Source organism: Streptomyces sp. NPDC024632, from assembly GCF_055559175.1.
Genome location: NZ_JBVHLD010000003.1, coordinates 312,949 through 335,376, shown reverse-complemented (window position 1 = coordinate 335,376; position 22,428 = coordinate 312,949). Strand labels below are relative to the sequence as shown.

The 22,428-nt window shown below is 72.3% G+C and carries 17 protein-coding genes and 4 pseudogenes; 13 read left to right on the top strand and 8 right to left on the bottom strand.

All coding sequences use genetic code 11. The features are described 5' to 3' along the window. On the top strand, nt 1-1,917 hold the full coding sequence (locus ACZ37P_RS08800) for a SpoIIE family protein phosphatase (protein ID WP_467345661.1): 1,917 nt from the start codon (nt 1-3) through the stop codon (nt 1,915-1,917). A gap of 147 nt (nt 1,918-2,064) precedes the next feature. Beyond that, complete coding sequence (hemW, locus tag ACZ37P_RS08795) at nt 2,065-3,297, top strand: radical SAM family heme chaperone HemW (RefSeq protein ID WP_467345660.1); 1,233 nt, start codon at nt 2,065-2,067, stop codon at nt 3,295-3,297. Nucleotides 3,298-3,322: 25 nt separating this feature from the next. Here hemW and ACZ37P_RS08790 read toward each other — a convergent pair whose 3' ends face one another. Continuing rightward, nucleotides 3,323-4,147 (bottom strand): DUF3097 domain-containing protein, encoded by an 825-nt coding sequence (locus tag ACZ37P_RS08790; protein ID WP_467345658.1) that lies wholly within the window; start codon nt 4,145-4,147, stop codon nt 3,323-3,325. Between the two features lie 23 nt (nt 4,148-4,170). Then, nucleotides 4,171-4,923, bottom strand: a complete 753-nt coding sequence (locus ACZ37P_RS08785) for an MBL fold metallo-hydrolase (RefSeq protein WP_391047523.1) — start codon at nt 4,921-4,923, stop codon at nt 4,171-4,173. A gap of 263 nt (nt 4,924-5,186) precedes the next feature. On the opposite strand from ACZ37P_RS08785, the gene hrcA reads away from it, so the two are divergent. From hrcA to ACZ37P_RS08750, 7 genes are all read left to right on the top strand, one after another. After that, nucleotides 5,187-6,203 (top strand): heat-inducible transcriptional repressor HrcA, encoded by a 1,017-nt coding sequence (hrcA, locus tag ACZ37P_RS08780; RefSeq protein ID WP_355348857.1) that lies wholly within the window; start codon nt 5,187-5,189, stop codon nt 6,201-6,203. Further along, nucleotides 6,204-7,337 (top strand): molecular chaperone DnaJ, encoded by a 1,134-nt coding sequence (dnaJ, locus tag ACZ37P_RS08775; RefSeq protein WP_355348854.1) that lies wholly within the window; start codon nt 6,204-6,206, stop codon nt 7,335-7,337. A 268-nt stretch (nt 7,338-7,605) separates the two neighbouring features. Next, nucleotides 7,606-8,679 carry a nitronate monooxygenase gene (locus ACZ37P_RS08770; protein ID WP_391047520.1) on the top strand — a complete coding sequence of 358 codons (1,074 nt, stop codon included), beginning with the start codon at nt 7,606-7,608 and terminating at the stop codon, nt 8,677-8,679. After that, entirely contained in the window at nt 8,676-9,410 is a 735-nt protein-coding gene (locus tag ACZ37P_RS08765; RefSeq protein ID WP_467345656.1) for a 16S rRNA (uracil(1498)-N(3))-methyltransferase, read from the top strand. Before ACZ37P_RS08770 ends, ACZ37P_RS08765 begins: the two co-directional genes overlap by 4 nt. A 137-nt stretch (nt 9,411-9,547) precedes the next feature. Beyond that, entirely contained in the window at nt 9,548-9,892 is a 345-nt protein-coding gene (locus ACZ37P_RS08760) for a hypothetical protein (protein WP_467345654.1), read from the top strand. A 22-nt stretch (nt 9,893-9,914) separates the two neighbouring features. Next, nucleotides 9,915-13,253 (top strand): S41 family peptidase, encoded by a 3,339-nt coding sequence (locus ACZ37P_RS08755; protein ID WP_467345653.1) that lies wholly within the window; start codon nt 9,915-9,917, stop codon nt 13,251-13,253. A 322-nt stretch (nt 13,254-13,575) separates the two neighbouring features. Continuing rightward, on the top strand, nt 13,576-14,103 hold the full coding sequence (locus tag ACZ37P_RS08750) for an NUDIX domain-containing protein (RefSeq protein ID WP_467345652.1): 528 nt from the start codon (nt 13,576-13,578) through the stop codon (nt 14,101-14,103). A gap of 252 nt (nt 14,104-14,355) precedes the next feature. Here ACZ37P_RS08750 and ACZ37P_RS08745 read toward each other — a convergent pair. Together ACZ37P_RS08745 and ACZ37P_RS08740 are read right to left on the bottom strand one after the other, a co-directional pair. Continuing rightward, nucleotides 14,356-15,090 (bottom strand): annotated as a pseudogene (locus tag ACZ37P_RS08745) (transposase); the annotation flags it as partial. A 127-nt stretch (nt 15,091-15,217) separates the two neighbouring features. Then, nucleotides 15,218-15,871 (bottom strand): hypothetical protein, encoded by a 654-nt coding sequence (locus tag ACZ37P_RS08740; protein WP_467345651.1) that lies wholly within the window; start codon nt 15,869-15,871, stop codon nt 15,218-15,220. Between the two features lie 243 nt (nt 15,872-16,114). On the opposite strand from ACZ37P_RS08740, the gene ACZ37P_RS08735 reads away from it, so the two are divergent. Beyond that, a complete protein-coding gene (locus ACZ37P_RS08735; protein WP_391160286.1) occupies nt 16,115-16,390 on the top strand; it encodes a hypothetical protein in 276 nt (91 codons plus the stop codon). A gap of 14 nt (nt 16,391-16,404) precedes the next feature. On the opposite strand, the pseudogene ACZ37P_RS08730 reads toward ACZ37P_RS08735, so the two are convergent. The 3 genes and pseudogenes from ACZ37P_RS08730 to ACZ37P_RS08720 all read right to left on the bottom strand — a co-directional run. Further along, nucleotides 16,405-16,884: pseudogene (locus ACZ37P_RS08730) on the bottom strand (NF041680 family putative transposase); the annotation flags it as partial. 172 nt (nt 16,885-17,056) lie between these two features. Beyond that, nucleotides 17,057-17,164 (bottom strand): annotated as a pseudogene (locus ACZ37P_RS08725) (IS5-like element IS4811 family transposase); the annotation flags it as partial. A 441-nt stretch (nt 17,165-17,605) separates the two neighbouring features. Continuing rightward, complete coding sequence (locus ACZ37P_RS08720; protein WP_467345649.1) at nt 17,606-18,631, bottom strand: hypothetical protein; 1,026 nt, start codon at nt 18,629-18,631, stop codon at nt 17,606-17,608. Between the two features lie 625 nt (nt 18,632-19,256). Between ACZ37P_RS08720 and ACZ37P_RS08715 the strand changes: the two genes are divergently transcribed. From ACZ37P_RS08715 to ACZ37P_RS08705, 3 genes and pseudogenes are all read left to right on the top strand, one after another. Continuing rightward, nucleotides 19,257-19,613: a histidine triad nucleotide-binding protein gene (locus ACZ37P_RS08715; protein ID WP_355344491.1), complete on the top strand. Its 357-nt coding sequence runs from the start codon at nt 19,257-19,259 to the stop codon at nt 19,611-19,613. A 10-nt stretch (nt 19,614-19,623) separates the two neighbouring features. Continuing rightward, nucleotides 19,624-20,529: a ribonuclease Z gene (locus ACZ37P_RS08710; RefSeq protein ID WP_467345646.1), complete on the top strand. Its 906-nt coding sequence runs from the start codon at nt 19,624-19,626 to the stop codon at nt 20,527-20,529. A 29-nt stretch (nt 20,530-20,558) separates the two neighbouring features. After that, a pseudogene (locus tag ACZ37P_RS08705) lies at nt 20,559-21,586 on the top strand (adenosine deaminase). 14 nt (nt 21,587-21,600) lie between these two features. On the opposite strand, the gene ACZ37P_RS08700 reads toward ACZ37P_RS08705, so the two are convergent. Further along, a complete protein-coding gene (locus tag ACZ37P_RS08700; RefSeq protein WP_401304435.1) occupies nt 21,601-22,401 on the bottom strand; it encodes an HAD family acid phosphatase in 801 nt (266 codons plus the stop codon). Nucleotides 22,402-22,428 lie beyond the last annotated feature (27 nt).

Sequence of the window (22,428 nt, the reverse complement as noted above, 5' to 3'; positions counted from 1 at the left end):
GTGAGGCTCGACCCGCCACGCCCCCGCGAGGGCACCGGCACCCGTACCGCCAGCACCCGTACCGGCGCCGGTATCAGCACCTGCACCGCTTCCGGCACCACGCTGCCCGGCAATCAGCTCGCGGCGGGCGCCGCCCGGCGCTTCCTGCGGGCCGCGCTCGCCGACTGGACGAGCCAGGGCCTGCCGGAGGCCGCCGCGTTCACCGAACAGGTCGTGGACGACGCGATCCTGCTGGTCAGCGAGCTGGTGACCAACGCGGTGATCCACGCGGGCACCACCGTGGACGTCCTGTGCCGACTGGAGACGAGAGCGCAGGCGGCGGCGGAGGCGTTCGGGGACAGCGGGTCGCGGGAGCCCGGTCTGGTGATCGAGGTGTCCGACCAGTACCCGGCACGGGTGCTGCGCGGCGACGACCGGCCGGACCCCGGCGACCACAGGGAAGGCGGTCGCGGCCTGCAACTCGTCGCCGCCCTGTCCGACGCCTGGGGCATCAGCTACCGCCGCGACCGTAAAACCGTCTGGTGCCGCCTCGACCTCACCGGCCCGCCCCCGGCCGCAGGAAGTGAAGAGAGCGAAGACGAGAGCGAGGAGCCGCTCCGGCGCGGCCTGCGGGCCGCCGAGATCCTGGCGCCCGCGCCCTCCGGCTCCGCCCGGAAAGCGGACTCCGACTGGATCAACCGCGGCTCACTGTCCTTCCTCGCCGAGGCGTCCGACCTGCTCGCGGGCCAGCTCGACGAGGACAACGTGGCCGTGCTGGCGACCCAGCTCCTCGTGCCGCGGCTCGCGGACTGGTGCGCGGTCTGGCTCTACGGGACCGGCGGCCGGCCACGGCTGTCCAGCGTCTGGCACGGCGCGGAGCACCGTATCGACGGCCTGCGCGCCGTACTGGAGAAAACCCCGCCCCCGCCGGGCCTGCGTTCCGGCACCCGCCTCGGCGGCGCCATGCCGTGGCCCTGGCCGGCCACCGACGACATGTGGGAGCACGGCGGCGCGCTGGCCGTACCGCTGGTCGCCGCCGGGCGCTGGCACGGCACGCTGCTGCTCGGCCGCACCGGCCTGCTCGGTCTGCCGGGCGAGGTCGTCGGCCTGGTCGAGGACTTCGGGCGCCGGGTCGCGCTCGCCGTGGACACCGCGCGGCAGTACGCCCGCCAGGCGATGATCAGCACCGTCCTGCAACGCGGCCTGCTGCCGCCCGCCGCGGGCCGCATCCCCGGCGTCGACCACGCCGTGGTGTACGAGCCCACGGCCGGCGACTGGGTCGGCGGCGACTTCTACGACCTGTTCCCCGCGGGCGACGGCCGCTGGTGCTTCGCCCTCGGCGACGTCTGCGGCAACGGCCCCGAGGCCGCCTCGCTGACCGGTATCGCCCGCCCGGTCCTGCGGCTGCTGGCCCGCGAGGGCTACGGCGTCCCCGACGTCCTCGACCGCCTCAACAAGGCGCTCGCCGACGAGGCCGCCACCGCCCTGATCGGCGAGACCGGCGACTGGGAGGGCGGCCAGGCCCGCTTCCTGTCGCTGCTCTACGGCGAGATCGTGCCGTACGCCACAGGCCGCGGCGCCCGCTGCACGCTCGCCTCGGCAGGCCACCCGCTGCCGCTGGTCCTCACCCCGGACGGGCGGGTACGCGAGGCCGCGAGCCCGCAGATGCTGCTCGGCATCGGCGACGACACGCGGTACGACTGCGAGTCCTTCGACCTCACCCCCGGCGAGACACTGCTGTGCGTCACCGACGGCGTCACCGAACGCCGCCGCGGGCACCGGCAGTTCGACGACGACGACGGCCTGGCGGCGGCGCTCGGCGGCTGCGTGGGGCTGAACGCCGTCGCCGTCGCGGAACGCATCCGGCGCGCGGTCCACGAGTACGACGACGCGCCGCCCGCCGACGACCTGGCGCTGCTGGTCCTCCAGGCGAGGTGAGCGCGCCGGGACCGGCGTCCGAGCGGGGCCGGGACCGGGACCCGAGCGGGGCCGCGACCGGCATCCGAGCGGGATCGGGACCGCGACCCGAGCGAGGCCGGCGACCGTGCGGATTCGGGCACCTCGCGCGTACCGGATACTGGACAGATGCCTTCCGTACTGCCTGATGGTGAGCCCGTGCCCGCGGACGGGACGCTGCCCGCGCACGCGCTCGACGGGGCGGCGGACCGGCCGCTCGGCTTCTACCTGCACGTGCCGTACTGCGCGACGCGCTGCGGCTACTGCGACTTCAACACCTACACCGCCACCGAATTGCGCGGCTCGGGCGGCGCCCTGGCCTCCCGCGAGAACTACGCGGACGTGCTCACCGACGAGATCCGGCTGGCCAGGAAGGTCCTGGGCGACGACCCGCGCCCGGTCGAGACGGTCTTCGTCGGCGGCGGCACCCCGACGCTGCTGCCCGCCGCCGACCTCGTCCGCGCCTTGGCCGCGATCCGCGAGGAATTCGGCCTCGCCGACGGCGCCGAGATCACCACGGAGGCCAACCCGGAGTCCGTCGACCCCGGCTACCTCGCGGAACTGCGCGCGGGCGGCTTCAACCGGGTGTCGTTCGGGATGCAGAGCGCGCGGCAGCACGTACTGAAGGTGCTGGACCGCACCCATACCCCTGGGCGGCCCGAGGCATGCGTCGCCGAGGCGCGCGCCGCCGGATTCGAGCACGTCAACCTCGACCTGATCTACGGCACGCCGGGGGAGTCCGACGACGACTGGCGCGCCTCCCTGGACGCGGCCGTCGCCGCGGGTCCCGACCACGTGTCCGCGTACGCGCTGATCGTCGAGGAGGGCACGCGGCTCGCCCGGCGGATCCGGCGCGGCGAGGTGCCCATGACCGACGACGACGTGCACGCCGACCGCTACCTCATCGCGGACGAGCGGCTGGCCGCCGCGGGCTTCACCTGGTACGAGGTCTCCAACTGGGCCACCACCCCCGCCGGGCGCTGCACCCACAACGAGCTGTACTGGACCGGCGCCGACTGGTGGGGCGCGGGGCCCGGCGCCCACAGCCACGTCGGCGGCGTGCGCTGGTGGAACGTCAAGCACCCCGGCGCCTACGCGCAGGCCCTCGGCGAAGGACGCTCACCCGGCGCCGGGCGGGAGATCCTCACCGCGGAGGACCGCCGCGTCGAGCGCGTCCTGCTGGAACTGCGCCTCGCCGACGGCTGCCCCCTCGACCTCCTCGCCGAGGAGGGCGCCCGCGCCGCCGCCCGCGCGGTAACGGACGGCCTCCTGGAGGCCGGTCCTTACGCGGACGGCCGCGCCGTCCTCACCCTGCGCGGCCGACTCCTGGCCGACGCCGTCGTCAGGGACCTGGTCGACTAGGAGCCGCCCCGGGGGGGCGGTTTCCCTACGGCGCCGTCACGAAGTCGATCAAGTGCTCGACCGCGCCCAGCAGCTCCGGCTGGAGGTCCTTGTAGGTGTGGACCGAGGCCAGGATGCGCTGCCACGCCTCACCCGTCGTCATGTTCCAGCCGAGGCTGCGGCAGACCCCCGTCTTCCAGTCCTCGCCGCGCGGGACGCGCGGCCACTCGCGGATGCCGACGGAGGACGGCTTCACGGCCTCCCACACGTCGATATAGGGGTGGCCGACGATCAGGACGTCCGCCCCGGTGACCGCCGCCGCGATACGGGACTCCTTGGAGCCCGGCACCAGGTGGTCGACCAGGACGCCCAGGCGGGCGTCGGGCCCCGGCGAGAAGGAGTCGACGATGGCCGGGAGGTCGTCCACCCCCTCCAGGTACTCGACCACGACGCCCTCGACGCGCAGGTCGTGCCCCCAGACGCGTTCGACCAGCTCGGCGTCGTGCCGGCCCTCGACGTAGATCCGTCCGGCGCGCGCCACCCGCGCCTTCGCGCCGGTGACCGCGATCGAGCCGGAGGCGGACAGCAGGGGCCCGCGCGGGCCCGGCGCCTGCGGGCGGACGAGGGTGACCTGCTTGCCGTCGATGAGGAAGCCGCGCGGCTCCATCGGGAAGACGCGGTGCTTGCCGAAGCGGTCCTCCAGCGTGACCGTCAGCCCCTCGGCGGTCTTCTCCACCCGCACCACGGCCCCGCAGAAACCGGTGCCGACCTCCTCGACCACCAGATCCCGCTCCGCGGCCACCTCGGGCGCGGGCGTACTCCGCTTCCACGGGGGAGTGAGGTCGGGGTCGTCGTAACTCCTGCTGCGCATGAGGGAGATCGTAACCAGGGCGGCTACGCGACGGACCCGAAGCGGGCCGCCAGCGCGTCGCGCTGGGCCCGTACGAAGCGGGCGTCGACCACCGCGCCGTGGCCGGGCACGTAACGGGCCGTCTCGCCGCCGAGGGCGAGCAGCGCGTCCAGGGTGCCGGGCCAGCGGTCGGGCGCCGCGTCGTCGTCGGCCTGCGGCTCGCCCGACTCCTCGACCAGGTCGCCGCAGAAGACCACGGCGGGATCGCTCGGGGTGGCGCCCGGCACGACCACCACCAGGTCGTTGCGGGTGTGGCCGGGGCCGGGGTGGACCAGCAGCACCGGACGGTCGCGGCCCAGGTCCAGGGCGTACTCACCGCTGACCGGGTGGCCGGGCAGCACCAGGGCCTCGGCGGCCCGCGCCGCCTCCGCCGGGTCGGTGCCGAAGGCGACCGCCGACTCGCGCAGCGCCTCCCGCTCGCGCCGCAGCAGCGCGGCCAGCGACGTCTGCCCGTACACCTCGGCGCCGGGGAAGGCCGCCGTGCCGAAGACGTGGTCGAAATGGCCGTGGGTGAGCGCGACATGGGTGACGGTCCGGCCGGTCAGCGCCTCGACCTGGGCCCGCAGCTCGGCGCCCTCCCGCAGCGTGGAGCCGGTGTCGACCAGCAGCACACCGTCGTCGCCGACCACCAGTCCGATGGTCACATCCAGATGCGGCAGCCGCCGCCGCGCGACACCGGGAGCCAGCTGCTCCCACCCCGTGCCCTCCACCGGCTCCGCCGGTTCCGCAGATCTCACGTGACCGACGCTATCGCCGCCGCGCCCGCGCCGCCCGTCGTCCGCCGCCGTCCCCTGCCGCCCGTCGCCGACCGCCGCTCCGTCGCCTCGTACCGCCGCCCATCCCGCCACACTTCGCCCACCCGTACGGTGCCCTTGCCTCGCCCTCGCTACCTCGCCGTACACTTGCTGCGGGGCGGCTGGCACTCGAAACGCAGGAGTGCCAGGCCAGGGCGGTTTTAAGGACCGGTAGACGGACGAGGCCATACGGCTGGAGGTGCGCGATGCTGAGCGAACGCAGGCTCGAAGTGCTGCGTGCCATCGTCCAGGACTATGTCGGGACCGAGGAGCCGGTCGGCTCCAAGGCGCTCACCGAACGGCACCGGCTGGGCGTCTCGCCCGCCACCGTGCGCAACGACATGGCGGTCCTGGAGGACGAGGGATACATCGCCCAGCCGCACACCAGCGCTGGCCGCATTCCCACCGACAAGGGCTACCGGCTCTTCGTCGACAAGCTCGCGGGCGTCAAACCGCTGTCGTCGGCCGAGCGCCGCGCGATCCAGAACTTCCTGGACGGCGCGGTCGACCTCGACGACGTCGTGGGCCGTACGGTACGGCTGCTCGCGCAGCTCACCCGGCAGGTCGCCGTCGTGCAGTACCCGTCGCTGACCCGCTCGTCGGTCCGGCACGTGGAACTGCTGCCGCTGGCGCCCGCCCGCGTGATGCTCGTGCTGATCACCGACACCGGCCGCGTCGAACAGCGGCTCATCGACTGCTCCGCGCCGATCGGCGAGACCGTGCTCGGCGACCTGCGCGCCCGGCTCAACAGCCGGGTCGTCGGCCGCCGCTTCGCGGACGTGCCCCCGCTGGTCCAGGACCTGCCGGACGGCTTCGACCCGGACGACCGCCCCGCGGTCACCGCCGTGCTCGCCACGCTCCTCGAAACGCTCGTCGAGGAGACCGAGGAGCGGATCATGCTCGGCGGCGCGGCGAATCTCACCCGGTTCAACCACGACTTCCCGCTGACGATCCGGCCGGTGCTCGAAGCCCTCGAAGAGCAGATGGTGCTCCTCAAACTGCTCGGCGAGGCCAAGGATTCGGGCATGACCGTACGGATCGGTCATGAGAATTTTCACGAGGGGCTCAATTCCACTTCGGTGGTGGCGGTCGGCTACGGTTCGGGCGACGAGGCAGTCGCCAAACTCGGCGTGGTCGGACCGACCCGCATGGACTACCCCGGAACGATGGGAGCGGTACGCGCAGTGGCACGTTACGTCGGACAGATCCTGGCGGAGTCGTAAGTGGCCACGGACTACTACGCCGTTCTCGGCGTGCGCCGCGACGCAGGCCCGGACGAGATCAAGAAGGCGTTCCGCCGGCTCGCCCGCGAGCTGCACCCGGACGTCAATCCGGACCCCAAGACGCAGGAGCGGTTCAAGGAGATCAACGCCGCCTACGAGGTGCTCTCCGACCCGCAGAAGAAGCAGGTCTACGACCTCGGCGGCGATCCGCTGGCCGCCGGTGGCGGAGGCGGCGCGGGCGGCTTCGGCGCGGGCTTCGGCAACTTCAGCGACATCATGGACGCCTTCTTCGGGCAGTCGCAGCAGCGCGGGCCGCGCTCGCGCACCCGGCGCGGCCAGGACGCGATGATCCGGCTGGAGATCGAGCTGGACGAGGCCGCGTTCGGCACCACCAAGGACATCCAGGTCGACACCGCCGTGACCTGCGGCACCTGCAACGGCGAGGGGGCCGCGCCCGGCACCGCCGCGCAGACCTGCGACATGTGCCGCGGTCGCGGCGAGGTCTCCCAGGTCACCCGGTCCTTCCTCGGCCAGGTCATGACGTCCAGGCCCTGCCCGCAGTGCCAGGGCTTCGGCACCGTCGTGCCCACCCCCTGCCCCGAGTGCGCGGGCGACGGCCGGGTCCGCTCCCGCCGTACGCTCACCGTCAAGATCCCCGCGGGTGTCGACAACGGCACACGTATCCAGCTCGCGGGCGAGGGCGAGGTCGGCCCCGGCGGCGGCCCGGCCGGTGACCTCTACGTCGAGATCCGCGAGGTCCCGCACCCGGTCTTCCAGCGGCGCGGCGACGACCTGCACTGCACGGTCACCATCCCGATGACGGCCGCGTCCCTCGGCACCAAGTGCCCGCTGGAGACGCTGGACGGCCTGGAGGAGATCGACATCAGGCCCGGCACGCAGTCCGGCCAGTCCATCCCGCTCCACCAGCGCGGTGTGACGCACCTGCGCGGCGGCGGGCGCGGCGACCTCGTCGTGCACGTCGAAGTCCTCACCCCCAGCAAGCTCGACGCCGAGCAGGAGAATCTGCTGCGGCAGCTCGCCGTGCTGCGCGGCGAGGAGCGGCCCCTGGGGCAGTTCGCGCCGGGCCAGCAGGGCCTCTTCTCCCGGCTGAAGGACGCCTTCAACGGGCGGTAGCGCGCCCGCGCTCCGCACGAGGGTGCCCCCTTCGGGGGGGTGAGCCGGTCTTTTCAGGGGCGCGGGGAACCGCGGACCGGCCGAATGGCTCCCGCGGGTCACCACCGGCCCCAGAGGGGCGGATCGGTATGTCCTCGGACCACCGGCCCGGCGGGGGCTTGTCGGTTCCCCGCGCCCCTGAAAAACGAGGCACCGCCTCACGTGAGGCGGACGCGGGGGCCGCGCCCCGCACGGGGTACCGCACCTCGCCGGGAGGCGGCATGGCACGATGAACGTCATGTCCGCGTTGACCGATCTCTCGTCGTTCTCGGCGTATCCGATCATTCAGGCGCCGATGGCCGGAGGCGCGTCGAATCCGCAGCTCGCCGCGGCCGTGGGGGCGGCGGGCGGCCTGGGCTTTCTGGCCGCCGGGTACAAGACGTCCGAGGCGATGTACGAGGAGATCCGGCAGGTCCGGCATCTCAGCTCGCACCCGTTCGGGGTGAATCTGTTCATGCCGCAGCCCGCGACGGCCGATCCGTCCGCGGTCGCGGTGTACGCCGAGCAGCTGGCGGGCGAGTCCGCCTGGTACGGGACGCCGCTGGGCGACCCGGACAGCGGGACCGACGACGCGTACGACGCGAAGGTCGCGATCCTGCTGGAGGACCCGGTGCCGATGGTGAGCTTCACCTTCGGGTGCCCGGAGCGCTCGGTGCTCGACGCCTTCGCGAAGGCCGGTACGTACACCGTCGTGACGGTGACCTCGCCGTCCGAGGCGCTGGCCGCCCAGTGGTCGGGGGCGGACGCGGTGTGCGTCCAGGGCGTGGAGGCGGGCGGCCACCAGGGCACCCACCGCGACGACCCGCAGCTCGACGGCGCGGGTTTCGGGCTGCTGTCGCTGGTGCCGCAGGTACGCGAGGCCGTGCAGCTACCGCTGATCGCGGCGGGCGGGCTGATGCGCGGCGGGCAGGTCGCGGCGGTGCTCGCGGCGGGCGCGGACGCGGCGCAGCTCGGCACGGCGTTCCTGGTCTGCCCGGAGTCCGGGGCGAGTCCGCTGCACAAGCGGGCCGTCACCGATCCGGTCTTCGCCCGCACCGAACTGACCCGCGCCTTCTCCGGGCGGCCCGCGCGCGGGCTGCTCAACCGCTTCATCCGCGAGCACGGGCCGTACGCGCCGCCCGGATACCCGCAGATCCACCACCTCACGTCCGGGCTGCGCAAGGCCGCCGCCGCGGCGGGCGATCCGCAGGGCATGGCCCTGTGGGCCGGTCAGGGCCATCGGCTGGCCCGTGACGTCTCCGCCGGGCGCCTGGTCGAACTCCTCGTCGAAGAACTCCACGCCGCCCGGGAGGCGCTCGCATGACGGCCCCCGTCTTCCTGGTCGAACCCGCCGCGCTGGACGGCTCCCCGTCCACCGTCACCCTCACCGGGCCTGAGGGGCGGCACGCGGTCTCCGTGCGCCGCCTCACGCCCGGCGAGGCGATCGTCCTCACGGACGGGGGCGGGCGCGGTGCCTACGGGGTGGTCGCCGCCGTCTCCGGCAAGGACGTGCTCGACGTCGAGGTACGCGAGACGCGGGTCGAACCCGAGCCCGCCGTGCGGATCACCGTCGTCCAGGCGCTGCCCAAGGGGGACCGCGGGGAGCTGGCCGTCGAGACCATGACGGAGGCCGGGGTCGACGCCGTCGTTCCCTGGGCGGCGGCCCGCTGTGTCACCCAGTGGCGCGGTGACCGGGGCGCCAAGGCCCTGGCGAAGTGGCGGTCCACCGCGCGGGAGGCCGCCAAGCAGGCGCGGCGCCTGCGATTTCCCTCCGTGGCGGACCTGATGACGACCCGTCAGGTCGCCGGGCTGTTGGCCGGCGCCGAATTCGCCGGGGTCCTCCATGAGGAGGGCTCGGCCGCGCTGGCCTCCGCCGCGCTGCCCGCGTCCGGGTCCGTCGTGCTCGTCGTCGGGCCGGAAGGCGGGGTCTGCGCCGAGGAGATCGCCACGCTCGCCGCCACTGCCTATCGCCTGGGCCCCACCGTCCTGCGCACCTCCACCGCCGGTGTGGCCGCCGCCTCCGTCCTCCTCGCCCGCACCGGCCGCTGGTCCTGACCTTCCGACCCACCCGGCCTTACGGGCGGGGCAGCCACCCGTAAGGGGAAGGTCCTGCCTTCGGGGGATTTACGGGAGGGCGGTCGCGGGCGGAGGTTGGGGGGATGGGACGAATGGGGACATGGGGAGCCGGGGGGATGGCCGTGACGGCCGCCCTGATGGCGATGACGATCAGCGGATGCGACCCGGCGGACGGGCTGGGGGCGAGCGCGGTGTCGGCGACGACCGACCAGTTGGCGACGCGGGCGCTCAAGAAGGACAACATTGACGTGAGTTGGCTGTCGTGCAGCGCGACGACGGGCAGGACCGAGGACGACGTCGACTGCCTCGGCCGGACCGACCACGACGAGAAGATCACCGTAAAGGGCACGGTGACCAAGCAGTTGGACGACAAGTGCGTCCAGGGCCACCTGACCGCGGGGGTCGGAAAGAAGACCGTCTTCGACGTACGAGGTCTCGGAAACTGCTCGGCGAAGACATGATCGCCGTCGCTAGGCTGGCGTGGTGACCGACCACGACCAGCACGTGACGCGGCAGCCGCGCCCGAGCGCGCCGCAGCCCTCCTACCTCCGACACCCGCACCCGCACGGCGACTTGCTCGCGTTCGCCGCCGAGGACGACGTGTGGGTCGCGCCGCTGGACGGCGGCCGGGCGTGGCGGGTGAGCGCGGACAACATGCCGGTCGGACGGCCCAGGGTCTCGCCCGACGGCGAGTGGGTGGCGTGGACGTCGACCAGGGACGGGGCGCCCGAGGTGCACGCCGCGCCCCTGGAGGGCGGCCAGGCCAGCCGGTTGACGTACTGGGGCAACGTACGGACGGCCGTGCGGACGTGGACGCCGGACGGCGAGCTGGTCGCGGTCACGCCGTACGGCGAGGCGTCCTCGCGGCGGACATGGGCGCGGGCGGTGCCGCTGGACGGCGGGCCCGCGCGGACCCTGCCGTACGGCCCGGTCGGCGATCTCGCGTACGGCCCGGACGGCGCGGTGCTGATCCAGTCGCCGACGATGAGCAGGGAAGCCGCGCACTGGAAGCGCTACCGCGGCGGCACGGCGGGCAAGTTGTGGATCGACCGCGCGGGCGACGGCGCCTTCGAGCGGGTGCACCAGGACCTCGACGGCAACATCGAGTGCCCGATGTGGGTCGGCGACCGCATCGCGTTCCTGTCCGACCACGAAGGCGCCGGAGCGCTCTATTCGAGCCTGCCCGACGGCACCGGCCTGCGCCGCCACACCCCCGCGGACGGCATCGACGGCTTCTACGCCCGGCAGGCCGCCACCGACGGCGCCCGCGTGGCGTACATGGCCGGGGGCCGCGTCCACCTGCTGGACGACCTGACCGACGCCGACGCGGCACCGCGCGAGATCGAGGTGCGCCTCGGCGGCCAGCGCGCCGACCTGCGGCCGTACCCCGTACGCGCCGCCCGGTACCTCGGGGACGCGCGCCCCGACCACACCGGCCGGGGCAGCGCCCTGGAGATCCGCGGCACCACGCACTGGCTGACCCACCGCGGCGGCCCGGCACGGGCGTTGGCGGCAGACCCCGGCGTCCGTACCCGGCTGCCGCGGGTGTTCGGGCAGGGCGGCGCCGACGGCGAGCAGCAGGTGGTGTGGGTCACCGACGCGGACGGCGAGGACGCCCTGGAGGTCGCCCCCGCCGTCGGCCTGCCGGCCGGCACCGCGCCGCGCAGGCTCGCCGCGGGCCGCCTGGGCCGGGTGCTGCACATGGAGGTCTCGCCGGACGGCCACCGCATCGCCGTCGCCTCGCACGACGGCCGGGTGCTGCTGGTCGAGACGCAGACCGGCGAGGTGCGCGAGGTGATCGCGGGCGACTCGGGCGACGCGTCCGGCCTCGCCTTCTCACCCGACTCGGCCTGGCTCGCCTGGTCGCAGCCGGGCCCCGGCGAACTGCGGCAGTTGAAGATCGCCGCCACCGCCGACCTGTCGGTGGCCGACGCGACCCCGCTGCGGTTCAACGACTTCGCGCCCGCCTTCACCGCCGACGGCCGCCACCTGGCGTTCCTGTCCGAGCGCGCCTTCGACCCTGTCTACGACGCGCACGTCTTCGACCTGTCCTTCCCCAACGCCTGCCGCCCGCACCTGATCACGCTGTGCGCGACGACGCCCTCGCCGTTCGGCCCGCAGCGCCACGGCCGCCCGTACGACGCCGACGAGGACGACCAGGACGGCCCGGCCAAGGAGGAGCAGGACGGCGCGGGGAAGGAGAGCGGCGGCGAGGGCAAGAAGGACGACCGGCCGCGTATGCCCGTCACCCGCGTCGACCTGGAGGGCCTGGCCGACCGGATCGTGCCCTTCCCCGTCGAGGCCGGGCACTACTCGGGGCTGCGCGCCGCCAAGGGCGGTGTGCTGTGGCTGCGCCACCCGCTGGTCGGCGCGCTCGGCGCGGCCCTGGCCACCCCGGACGCCCAGCCGCCCAACACCGTGCTGGAGCGGTACGACCTGGCGCAGCTCCGTATCGAGGAGATCGCCGACGACGCCGACGCCTTCGCGGTCACCGGCGACGGCGCCAAGGTGCTGCTCACCAACGGATCGCGGCTGCGGATCACGCCCGCCGACAGCAAGTCCGACGCGGACGACGAGTCCGGCGGCTCCGTCACCGTCGACCTGACCCGGGTCCGGGTCACCGTCCGCCCGCAGGACGAGTGGCGGCAGATGTACGACGAGACGCACCGGCTCATGCGCGACAACTTCTGGCGCGCCGACATGGGCGGCGTCGACTGGGCGGCGGCGGGCGAGCGCTACCGGCCGCTGCTCGACCGGATCGCCACCCACGACGACCTGATCGACCTGCTGTGGGAGCTGCACGGCGAACTGGGCACCTCGCACGCCTACGTCATCCCGTCCGGCGGCCACTTCGACCCGCTGCACCGGCAGGGTCTGCTCGGCGCGGACATCTCCCGTACGGAGGACGGCGGTTGGCGGATCGACCGGGTGCTGCCCGGCGAGTCCTCCGACCCGTACGCCCGCTCCCCGCTGGCCGCGCCGGGCGTCGCCGTCCGCGCGGGCGACCTCCTGCTGGCGGTGGACGGCCACCGCGTCGACCCGGTGACGGGACCGGGACCGCTGCTGGTCGGCACCGCGGGCAAGCCGGTGGAACTGACCGTCGCCCCCGCCGCGGGCGGCCCCGTACGCCATGTCGTGGCCGTACCGCTCGCCGACGAGGAACCGCTGCGCTACCACGACTGGGTCGCCGGCCGCCGCGCCCACGTCCACCGCGCGTCCGGCGGCCGGCTGGGCTATCTGCACGTGCCCGACATGGTCGGCAGCGGCTGGGCGCAGCTCCACCGCGACCTGCGCGTCGAGGTCGCCCGCGAGGGCCTGGTCGTGGACGTCCGCGAGAACCGCGGCGGCCATACGTCGCAGCTCGTCGTGGAGAAGCTGGCGCGTCGGGTCGTCGGCTGGGACCTGCCGCGCGACGCGCACCCGGTCAGCTATCCGCAGGATGCCCCGCGGGGGCCGATTGTGGCTGTCGCCAACGAGTTCTCCGGGTCCGACGGGGATATCGTCAACGCCGCGATTCGGGCTCTCGGCATCGGGCCTGTGGTCGGTACCCGCACCTGGGGCGGGGTCATCGGCATCGACAACCGGTACCACCTGGTCGACGGGACGGCTGTCACGCAGCCGAAGTACGCCTTCTGGTTGGAGGGGTACGGCTGGGGCGTCGAGAACCATGGGGTTGATCCGGACGTCGAGGTCGTTCACGCTCCGCAGGATTCGGTTGGCGGGCGGGATCCGCAGCTTGACACTGCCGTGGGCATGGCGCTTGCCGCGCTGGAGGAGTCTCCGGCCAAGAGGCCGCCGGCGCTGCCGGGTATGGGCGGTTGATCGGGTCGGTGGCGGTTGGCCCTTCGGGCCTGGTTTTGCCCGCCCGCCCACCCGTGCGGGTGTTTTGTCGTCTGCGGGTGCCGCTTGTGCCTGGTCGGTGCCGGTCCGGGGCACCTCCTCGAAACGCGGCTACCTGCTCTCCTGTATCCGGCACCCTCCCTGTCACCGCATTTCTGCGGGGGCACCCCGGCCCGTCCCCTCCCGGTCCGTCGGCGTCCGCCTGTCCGGTGGGGGTTGCCGGGGGAGGGGGGCCCAGGAGGGGAGGACCCGAGGTCCCCGCATGCCTCATCTGTTCGTGCCGGTCCGTATGAAGGGAGCCTCGATGTCTCAGCCTGGCGACCGACCCCCGGCGCTGCCGCCCGCTGTCGACTCCATGACGTTGCTCGTCGCGGCCGTCATCGTCCACGACACCGTTGCCGACCGGGTCCTGCTGCTCCAGCGCGGTGAGCGGTCCAAATTCGGCCAGGGCATGTGGGACCTCCCGGTCGGCAAGAGCGACCCGGGGGAGCCGGTCACCGCCACGGCCGTCCGGGAGCTGTACGAGGAGACCGGCCTCACCGTCGACCCCGGCGACCTGACCCTCGCTCACGTCGTGCACGGCGCGTGGGGCGTGGAGTCCCCGGCCGGATTCCTCACCGTGGTCTTCGCCACCCGCACCTGGCACGGCCAGCCGGAGAACCGCGAGCCCGGCAAGCACAGCCAGGTCCGCTGGACGCCCGTCACCGACCTCCCCACCCCCATGGTCCCGTCCACCGACCTCGCCCTCCGCTCCTACCTCGACGGCGGCCTGGCAATCTCCCTCCACGGCTGGCCCCCGACACCCCCACCCGATCCCCGGCCTCCCTCATAACCCTCCACCCCTCCCCGCCCGGCCCGCACCCCTCGCCTGCCCTGGGCGGACGGCCAGTCGCGCAGGGCCCGGACCCCACCCAGAGGTACCGACGAAATGGGCCTTACCGAGTGACGAAACGCCGGCATGGGCCGGTCGTTGGTGCGGCTCGCCGGTTGCGAGGACTCTTCCCACGTCGTGGCGGGTGGCGATGGTGCTGTTCTTCGAGGCAGGAGGGCGTCCTGGTCCTGGTCGGGTCGGTTTGGGTGCACGGGGCAGCTCGCCGTCGTGGTCGAGCCAGGCCGCCCGTTTCGTGAGGCGGGGATGGAGCCGGTCCCAGGCCCGGGCGGTGGCCTTCCCGTAGAGTCGGGTCTCGGTGACGGTCACCGCGTGTTCCTGGCCCCAGGTGTCGGGCTGTCCGAAGACGAACTCACCACCATGTTTGGGCGGTCGCCCGGCTGTGACCAGTTCCTCCACGACTCGGCGGAGCTGGGCGACCGTGACGGCGCAGACGTCGGCGCCGGGTTCGAGGCGGACCGCGTCCAGAGGTGCGGTCCACGAGGTCCGGCCGCTCTCCAGGGCGACGACGATCGAGTAGGGCCAGCCTGGGATCATCCGGTGCTCGTCCTTGTCCCGTCCGTAGGTGTGGCAGAACGAACGGTCCGGCGCGGTGCCGGCGTCCGGCCGCAGCCACGGGCTCACGGCCACCGCCAAGATCAGGCGGCCGTCGGCCGCCCGCGGCAGCTCGGCCAACCGCCGTCGCAGCCGGTCCCTGTCGACTGCACCGTTGTTCAGCGCGGCATAGAGGGAGCCGTGTCCGCGTCGGTGCTCGGGCGCCAGCGACAGGTCCACCGAGGTCTTGACCGGTCCGTCCGTGCACAGCAACGCGTCCGCCAGCTCGAACAGCGCATCACCCCGCGCGGTGAGGGAGTCGTAGAAATCGCCCCGAAAACGTGACAGTCTCGCGAATGCCTGCTGGCGGGCGTCCTGGTGGAGCAAACCCGGCACTGCGGCCTCCAGTCGAACCCTGTTCCCCGTAGCTGAGTTCAGGATTGTGCGAAGGCCGACCTTTTATCCGGAGAATCCCCGTTTGGGTGGAAGCCGCCCCTCTTGAAGCGCTCAGGCACTGACGTCCTCAACCACCTCGCAGTCCCCAGTCGTCAAGGCCCGAGTAGATCAGCGCGGTGCGTGCTCTGGGAAAGGAGAGGGATTCAGCCTCACCCGTGTACATCGCCACCAACGATTCGCTTCCCCGCCACCACGTGTCGGCCAGGCCCCGCACCTCTACTACCGGCTCGTAGGCGTCCAGGTCGATGCCGTCGACATCATCGCCCGTGACCTTGGTGATCTGCTTTGCCCACATGGATGCGTGGTGAGTCAGCGCGAGCGACTCCACCCAGCCCTCGACGGTCGCGTGGAGTGGCGTCCAACGGTCCGCATGGATGCCGAACTCATCATTTGGTCCGATCATGAACGAGTAAGGGACGGCGGTACGCTGCGGTCCGGCTTCGAACCACCACCCTTCGGAGGCAGAGCCTTCCGGCGAGTCCGGATCGAAGAACTTGGGGCCGCCGTCGTACTGCGATGCAGGCGGCAGGAGCAGACCGCCCCAACGTTCTTGACACGCCGCCATCCGGTCGATCGTCGCTGCTGGAATAGCTCGCTCCAGCCACCACTGCCTGTGCACCTCGACGGATCGGAGGTCTACTTTGACGCCGTGCGAGCTGACGAACGACCGGGCGCGTGGCGTCAGGCCATTGGGCACGCTGTTGAAAAGATTAAGGTCCACCAGGGTGACGCTACCGAGCCGCGATACAGGATCCGGGCCCAGGGCCCGCCCGCCAGCAGTAGCGATGCCCACTGGCGTGACCACAACACTCTCGGGCACACCGCAATACCGGTTCGAGCTTCCGGGACACCGACTCGATGATCCCCCGGACATTAAATGGCAAGCTCAGCTTGTTCTTTATGGTCTGAGCCGCTTTGAGAGTGCGTGACACGACTCGTTCAGCTGCTGAGTAGGGTTGTGGTCATGGCCAAGGGGATGGGGCGGCGGCCCAAGGCGGATCTGGACAGCGGCATCGAGGACGTGACGCTGTCCATCCTGGAGTGGCTTGGCGAGCAGGGAGTCGGTGCCATGATCCGGGTCGACGCGGAGCGCATGCGTGACGGTCAGCCGGCGTGGACGTTCGCTGCTTCAGGTGGGCCGCTGGGCGGTGGGATGAGGGCGGACGGGGCCTCGGTCGCCGAGTGCATGGACGTGGCACTGCTTCGATTGCGCGAGGCCGGGCTGGCTGTTCCATTCTGACGTTGTACTCCGTCTCTGAGTTGATCGCGTTCGATGATGCTTTCGGGGCGTCTGGTGGTCTTGCCCACGTCGTAGCGGGTGGTGGGGTGCCGGTTTTTCGAGCCGGGTGGCCTGCCGGGGCCCGGCTGGCTTGGTTTGGGTGCATGCGCCGGGCAAGGCAGGTTCGGGCGGAGGTTCCTGAACCCCCGGCGGACTTGGGCCGGGGTGAGTCGGCCGGGCCCGGCGGGCTTCTCCCAGGGGTGGCGTAAGTCGGCGGCGGCCTCGCGCAGGAGGCGGATCTGGGTGTGGGCGGCGATGATCAGCCAGGTCCAGCGCTCGCCGGCCTCGGGGGTTCGCAGCTTCGGACGGGTCCACCCGAGGGTCTGTTTCATCAGCCTGAGGAGGTGCTCGATGTCGAACCTCCTCAAGAACGCCTGCCAGCGCACGTCGACGTCCTCGCTGTCCAGGCCGGTGGCGGACGACCAGAGCCAGAGCGGGAGTGGGTCGCCTCCGCCGGTGGGATCAGCCGGGCTCCGGCGAGGTAGTGGTCAACACGCCGACCGGCGTGTTGAAGATGATCAGTCGCGTGAGGCTTCGCGAGAAGCTGGCTGTCCGCTTCCTTGGGAGCTTCGGCGGGTGATGCGCCTGGTCATGAGCGTGATCGCGGCCCATGTGATCAGCGATTCCGTCGGCCCCGACGATGGTGATCTCGGGACGCATGAGCCGCAGCCGAGAGAGGACTTCCTTGGCCGCGTTGCGGTCGGTCATGTCGGCCGGGGTGGCCATCACGAACACGGTTCCTTTCACGCCCCCCAGGTTCGGGTCACACACCGCCGCGAGCAGTAGATCGCGTTCGAACGGCGATCCACCCCCACGACCCACGTCGCCCCGCACTCCACGCACTCAGCCCGGTCGGCCCCGCTCAACTCCGCGGCCACACGTTTCCGAAACCGCTGATCCTGCCGCCACTTCCTACCGCGGCAGGCCGACGAACAGAACCTCGTCCAAGCCGGAGCCACCGACGGCAACCGTCTCCCGCAGCCCCAGCCCAGGACCCAGAGCTACCCAAAACCGAGGCTCAGACACAAGCGCTCACCTGCGCGGAACTCCATGCGTCGGAGGTCACGTTCCTGCAGGTCAACAAATCCGTCGGGTGTCCGGGACCGCGAGCTTCGCGGACATCCTGCATCACGGCATGCCCCCACGGTGACGCACCGGCAGCACACTGCGGGCGGGCTACGTCATCAACTCGATGTGCGGATGTTCGGCATTCGCCGTGCAGACGAACAGATGCTGCCGGTAGCCGCTGCCTATCTGGACCCCGGTCGCGTTGTAGCCGCGGTGGCCCGGGTACGGTCCGGCACCGGGGTGGGGGTGCGGAGACCAGCTGTTCCCGGCGTCGTCCCCTTCCTCGAACGTGGCGACGGTCATCAGGACCTCCATACGGGTACCGCACTCGGAGCAGCGTTCCGGGTCGGGGTCGGTGGAGTCCCAGGCGGGCCAGCCGCCGACCTTCCAGCCGGGTGCGTTGGACAGCGCGCAGTCGTAGTACGTGTCCGGGTCCATGTCCTCCTCCGCCGCCTGCGGCACGTTCCACTGCCTGATCCGCTCCCGCAGTTCTTCGCTCAGCTCCAGATGGTCGGGATACTCGGTGATCTGCTCCGGTTCGAGCACGCTCGGCTCCGGCAGATAGCCGTCGAACTGCACTGCGGGCGGCTCGGGGGGCGTGTCGAGGACGTCGGTGACAGCGGCTGCCGAGCGCCAGACGAGCAGGGTCCTGGGCATGATCGGATGATCGAAGGGGCACCACAGCACCTGCAGAAGGTCCTTGCCCTCCGGCGGCCGCAGATCGGGCACGTCGCGTGCGTACAGTTGCGCGACGGGCAGCATCTCTATGGGGCCGTCGTACGACTGAACCGCCAGCCACACTGGACGCGTCCGAGGGGGCCGGATCCGTTCAAGGGCCTCCCGTTCCTCGGCGTTCAGGTCCCGGCCGTACGCGCCGGCGAAGATCCGGCGTTCCTGCCGCAGATCCGCTGGGGACCGAACCGGGTTGACGCCGTCCACCACATGCGGTTCCTCGCAGTACGGCCACGGCTCGTCGGCGGGCCACAGCAGCGGCCCGCCGATCGAGCTGTCGTGCCGCGTCGGCGCACCGGGACGGGGGTGCAGGCGGGTCGCCGTGCGGGCCAGTGGGGCCAGTTCGGGAAAGACCGCGACAACGTCGATCGGCCGTGGCGGAGTGACGGGAGTGACATTCATGGCCGCAATCTTGCCAATCTCCTCTGACAACGGCCTTCGTGGGCCGCCCCGCGAAGAGCTCCGGCACGGGCGCCACCCGGGAGAAGCCCTACCGCCGGTCCGCCGCCGGAAGATGGCCCGCGAACAGGTCCACGATCGCCGCGTGGCTGTCCGTCTTGCGCGCGTGATTCGTCGCCACGTACCACTTCCATTCGGGTGCTATGAGATACCTTGGCGCACCGCAAACCCGGCCGGGAGCTGCATCCACAGAGTTCGGGCTCCCACCCACCCCCTCGGCCCACCCCCGCCGGAGGGTCGGACGCCGACGTACCCGAGGCCACCCACCCCCCTTCCCCGGCCACCCCCACCGGACAGGCGGGCGCCGACGGACCGGAGGGGTCGGTGCGGGGTGCCCCCGCAGGGGGACGAACGGGCAGGGGCAGAAGCAGGCGCAGGTGGCCGCAGGTTCGTCGCCCGAGGAGGTGCCCCGGGCCGGGACCGACGAGGCACAAGCGGCACCCGCAGACGAAGAAAGCACCCGCACGGGTGGGCGGGTGGGCGGGAAAGACAAGCCGCACAGCGGCGACCCACAAGCGGCGGATAGCATGCACACGACCCGTATCCGTACGAAAAGGGGGCCGCCACCATGGCGGGAGAGCCGCAGGCCAACTGCCTGTTCTGCAAGATCGTGGCCGGCGAAATCCCCGCGACGATCGTGCGTGAGACCGAGACCACCGTCGCCTTCCGCGACATCAGCCCCCAGGCCCCGACCCACGTCCTGGTGATCCCCCGCGTGCACTACCCGGACGGCGCCGCCCTGGCGGCGGCCGAACCCCTGGTGGCCGCCGACGTGCTGCGCGAGGCGGGCGAGGTCGCGGCGCAGGAGAAGGTCGACACGACGGGCTACCGGATCGTCTTCAACACCGGCCCCGGCGCCGGACAGACCGTCTTCCACGCGCACGCCCACGTGCTCGGCGGGCGCGACCTCCAGCGGCTGGTCTGAGGTCCGGCCTTTGTCGGTACGCGAACTGGTCGTCCTCGGCACCGCCAGCCAGGTGCCGACCCGGCACCGCAATCACAACGGGTACGTCCTGCGCTGGGACGGCGAGGCGATCCTCTTCGATCCCGGCGAGGGCACCCAGCGGCAGATGCTGCACGCGGGCGTCGCGGCGCACGACCTCACCCGGATCTGCGTCACGCACTTCCACGGCGACCACTCGCTGGGCCTGGCGGGTGTGCTCCAGCGGATCAGCCTCGACCGCGTCCCGCACCCGGTCACCGCGCACTACCCGGCCAGTGGGCAGCGCTTCTTCGAGCGGCTGCGGTACGCCACCGCCTACCACGAGGCCGCCGACCTGCGCGAGGCGCCGGTCGCGGCCGACGGGGTGCTCGCCACGACCCCCGCCTTCACGCTGGAGGCGCGCCGGCTCTCCCACCCGGTCGAGTCGTACGGCTACCGGCTCGTCGAACCCGACGGCCGCCGGATGCTCCCCGAGCGGCTGGCCGAGCACGGTGTCGCGGGTCCCGACATCGCCCGGCTGCAACGCGACGGCGGTCTCAACGGCGTCACGCTCGACCAGGTCAGCGAGGTGCGGCGCGGCCAGCGCTTCGCCTTCGTCATGGACACCCGGCTGTGCGACGGGGTCCACGCCCTCGCCGAGGGCTGCGACCTGCTGGTCATCGAGTCGACCTTCCTGGACGAGGACGAGGGACTGGCCGCCGACTACGGCCATCTGACGGCTGGTCAGGCCGCCGCCGTCGCACGGGACGCGGGCGTACGGCACCTCGTCCTCACCCACTTCTCGCAGCGCTACGGCGATCCCGCCGTCTTCGAACGGCAGGCGAGGACGGCCGGTTACCAGGGCGAGCTGACCGTCGCCCACGACCTGATCCGCGTCCCGGTCCCGCGCCGCCGCTGAGCCCGAACCCCCTGAAAGCGAACCCCGGCATGCTCCCCATCCCCAAGGCCGAACTGCACCTGCACATCGAGGGCACCCTGGAGCCCGAGCTGGCCTTCGAGCTCGCCGCGCGCAACCGGGTCGCGCTGCCGTACCCGACGGCCCAGGCGCTGCGGCAGGCGTACTCCTTCACCGACCTCCAGTCCTTCCTCGACCTGTACTACGCGCTGATGGCCGTCCTGCGCACCGAGGAGGACTTCGCCGAGCTGATGGGCGCGTATCTGGCGCGGGCGGCGGAGCAGGGCGTACGGCACGCGGAGGTGTTCTTCGACCCGCAGGCGCACATCGCGCGCGGGGTGCCGATCGGGACGGTCGTGGAGGGCCTGGCCGGGGCGCTGGAGCGCGAGGGGCGGCGGCACGGGATCAGCGGCGGCCTGATCATGTGCTTCCTGCGGGACGAGTCCGAACGGTCGGCGCTGGACACCTTCGAGGCGGCGCGCCCGTACTTCGGCTCGGGCGCCGGCCCCGGCCTCATCACCGGCGTCGGCCTGGACTCGGCGGAGGTCGGGCACCCGCCCGCGAAGTTCCGCGAGGTGTACGAGCGGGCTGCGGCGGCCGGGCTGCGGCGGCCGGGCTGCGGCGGGTCGCGCACGCGGGGGAGGAGGGGCCGCCCGCGTACATCGGCGAGGCCCTCGACGTGCTGGGCGTGGAGCGGATCGACCACGGCATCCGCTGCCTTGAGGACCCGGCGCTGGTGGCCAGGCTGGTCCGCGAGCAGGTGCCGCTGACGGTCTGCCCGCTGTCCAACGTCCGCCTGCGCTGCGTCGGTTCACTGGCCGCCCACCCGCTGCCGCGCATGCTCGCGGAGGGCCTGCGCGTCACCGTCAACTCCGACGACCCCGCCTACTTCGGTGGCTACGCGGACGACAACTTCGCGGCGGTGCGCGCCGCCCTCGCTCTCACCGAGGAGGACGAGCGCACCCTGGCCCGCAATTCGTTCCTCGCCGCCTTCCTCGACCACGACGAGCCGCGCAGGGCGGCGTGCCTGGCCGAGGTGGAGGCGTACGCGTTCGGCTGACGCCTCTTCGCGTCCTACGGCAGGAAGTACATCGGGTTCGGCAGCTTGAAGGACTTGTCCGCGTAGCCGCCGGTCAGGTCGCTGTACTGGTCGCCGAAGTTGCCGACGATGTTGTAGCCGAGCGACTCGATGTGCTTGCGGGTACCGGACTTGTACTCGATGGTCGTGCACGTCGAGCCGCACGGCAGGTACGACGGCGGGCTGGCCGCGTTCTTCAGGTAGAGGTGCGCGGCGTCGGCGGCCGGCTTGTAGCCGACGGCGGCCAGATTCCGTACGGTGTCGGCGCGCTGGGCCTCCGGGCGGCCGGTGACCCAGAAGACCGTGATGCCCTGGTCCGCCGCCCAGTTGGTCAGCTTCTCCATGCCGAAGACGGCGTCCATGTTCTTGTTCGCGATGTACGCCGAGTTGCTGGCGGGCGTGTAGGCGAAGCCCACCTCCAGCTCGTAGTTGTACGTGTTCAGGCTGGTGTCGTCGACGTCCAGCACGATGGCGGGCTTGGCCGCGTGGCCGCCGTGGCCGCCGTGGCCGACCTCGTGGGCCAGATACTGCTTGGCCTTGGCCTCGATGCCCGCGACCTGCTTGGCGTAGTTGCTGCTCGGCGACGCGAAGTGCTCGCCCGAGGCGTCCACGGTGTCGCCGTAGTACGCCTTGATCTCACTGACCACGTCGGTGAGGTTGGGGATCTGCTTGTCGCTGCGCGGCACGGAATCGTGGGCGCCGGCGACGCCGACTCCGTAGACCGTGGCGCCCAGCGACGCCGCGACCACGGCGACGGCCAAGGTGCGGGTGCGGGCGGAGAGTCGGGCTCGGGGCATGACGGTGCTCCTTCAACGCTCGGTTGG

Bases quoted from the DNA above. Each gene is read 5' to 3' on its own strand.
- hrcA (WP_355348857.1), top strand. From the start codon at position 5,187: ATGCTGAGCGAACGCAGGCTCGAAGTGCTGCGTGCCATCGTCCAGGAC.
- ACZ37P_RS08765 (WP_467345656.1), top strand. From the start codon at position 8,676: ATGACGGCCCCCGTCTTCCTGGTCGAACCCGCCGCGCTGGACGGCTCC.
- ACZ37P_RS08770 (WP_391047520.1), top strand. From the start codon at position 7,606: ATGAACGTCATGTCCGCGTTGACCGATCTCTCGTCGTTCTCGGCGTAT.
- ACZ37P_RS08715 (WP_355344491.1), top strand. From the start codon at position 19,257: ATGGCGGGAGAGCCGCAGGCCAACTGCCTGTTCTGCAAGATCGTGGCC.
- ACZ37P_RS08750 (WP_467345652.1), top strand. From the start codon at position 13,576: ATGTCTCAGCCTGGCGACCGACCCCCGGCGCTGCCGCCCGCTGTCGAC.
- ACZ37P_RS08735 (WP_391160286.1), top strand. From the start codon at position 16,115: ATGGCCAAGGGGATGGGGCGGCGGCCCAAGGCGGATCTGGACAGCGGC.
- ACZ37P_RS08790 (WP_467345658.1), bottom strand. From the start codon at position 4,147: ATGCGCAGCAGGAGTTACGACGACCCCGACCTCACTCCCCCGTGGAAG.
- ACZ37P_RS08700 (WP_401304435.1), bottom strand. From the start codon at position 22,401: ATGCCCCGAGCCCGACTCTCCGCCCGCACCCGCACCTTGGCCGTCGCC.
- ACZ37P_RS08720 (WP_467345649.1), bottom strand. From the start codon at position 18,631: ATGAATGTCACTCCCGTCACTCCGCCACGGCCGATCGACGTTGTCGCG.
- hemW (WP_467345660.1), top strand. From the start codon at position 2,065: ATGCCTTCCGTACTGCCTGATGGTGAGCCCGTGCCCGCGGACGGGACG.
- ACZ37P_RS08760 (WP_467345654.1), top strand. From the start codon at position 9,548: ATGGCCGTGACGGCCGCCCTGATGGCGATGACGATCAGCGGATGCGAC.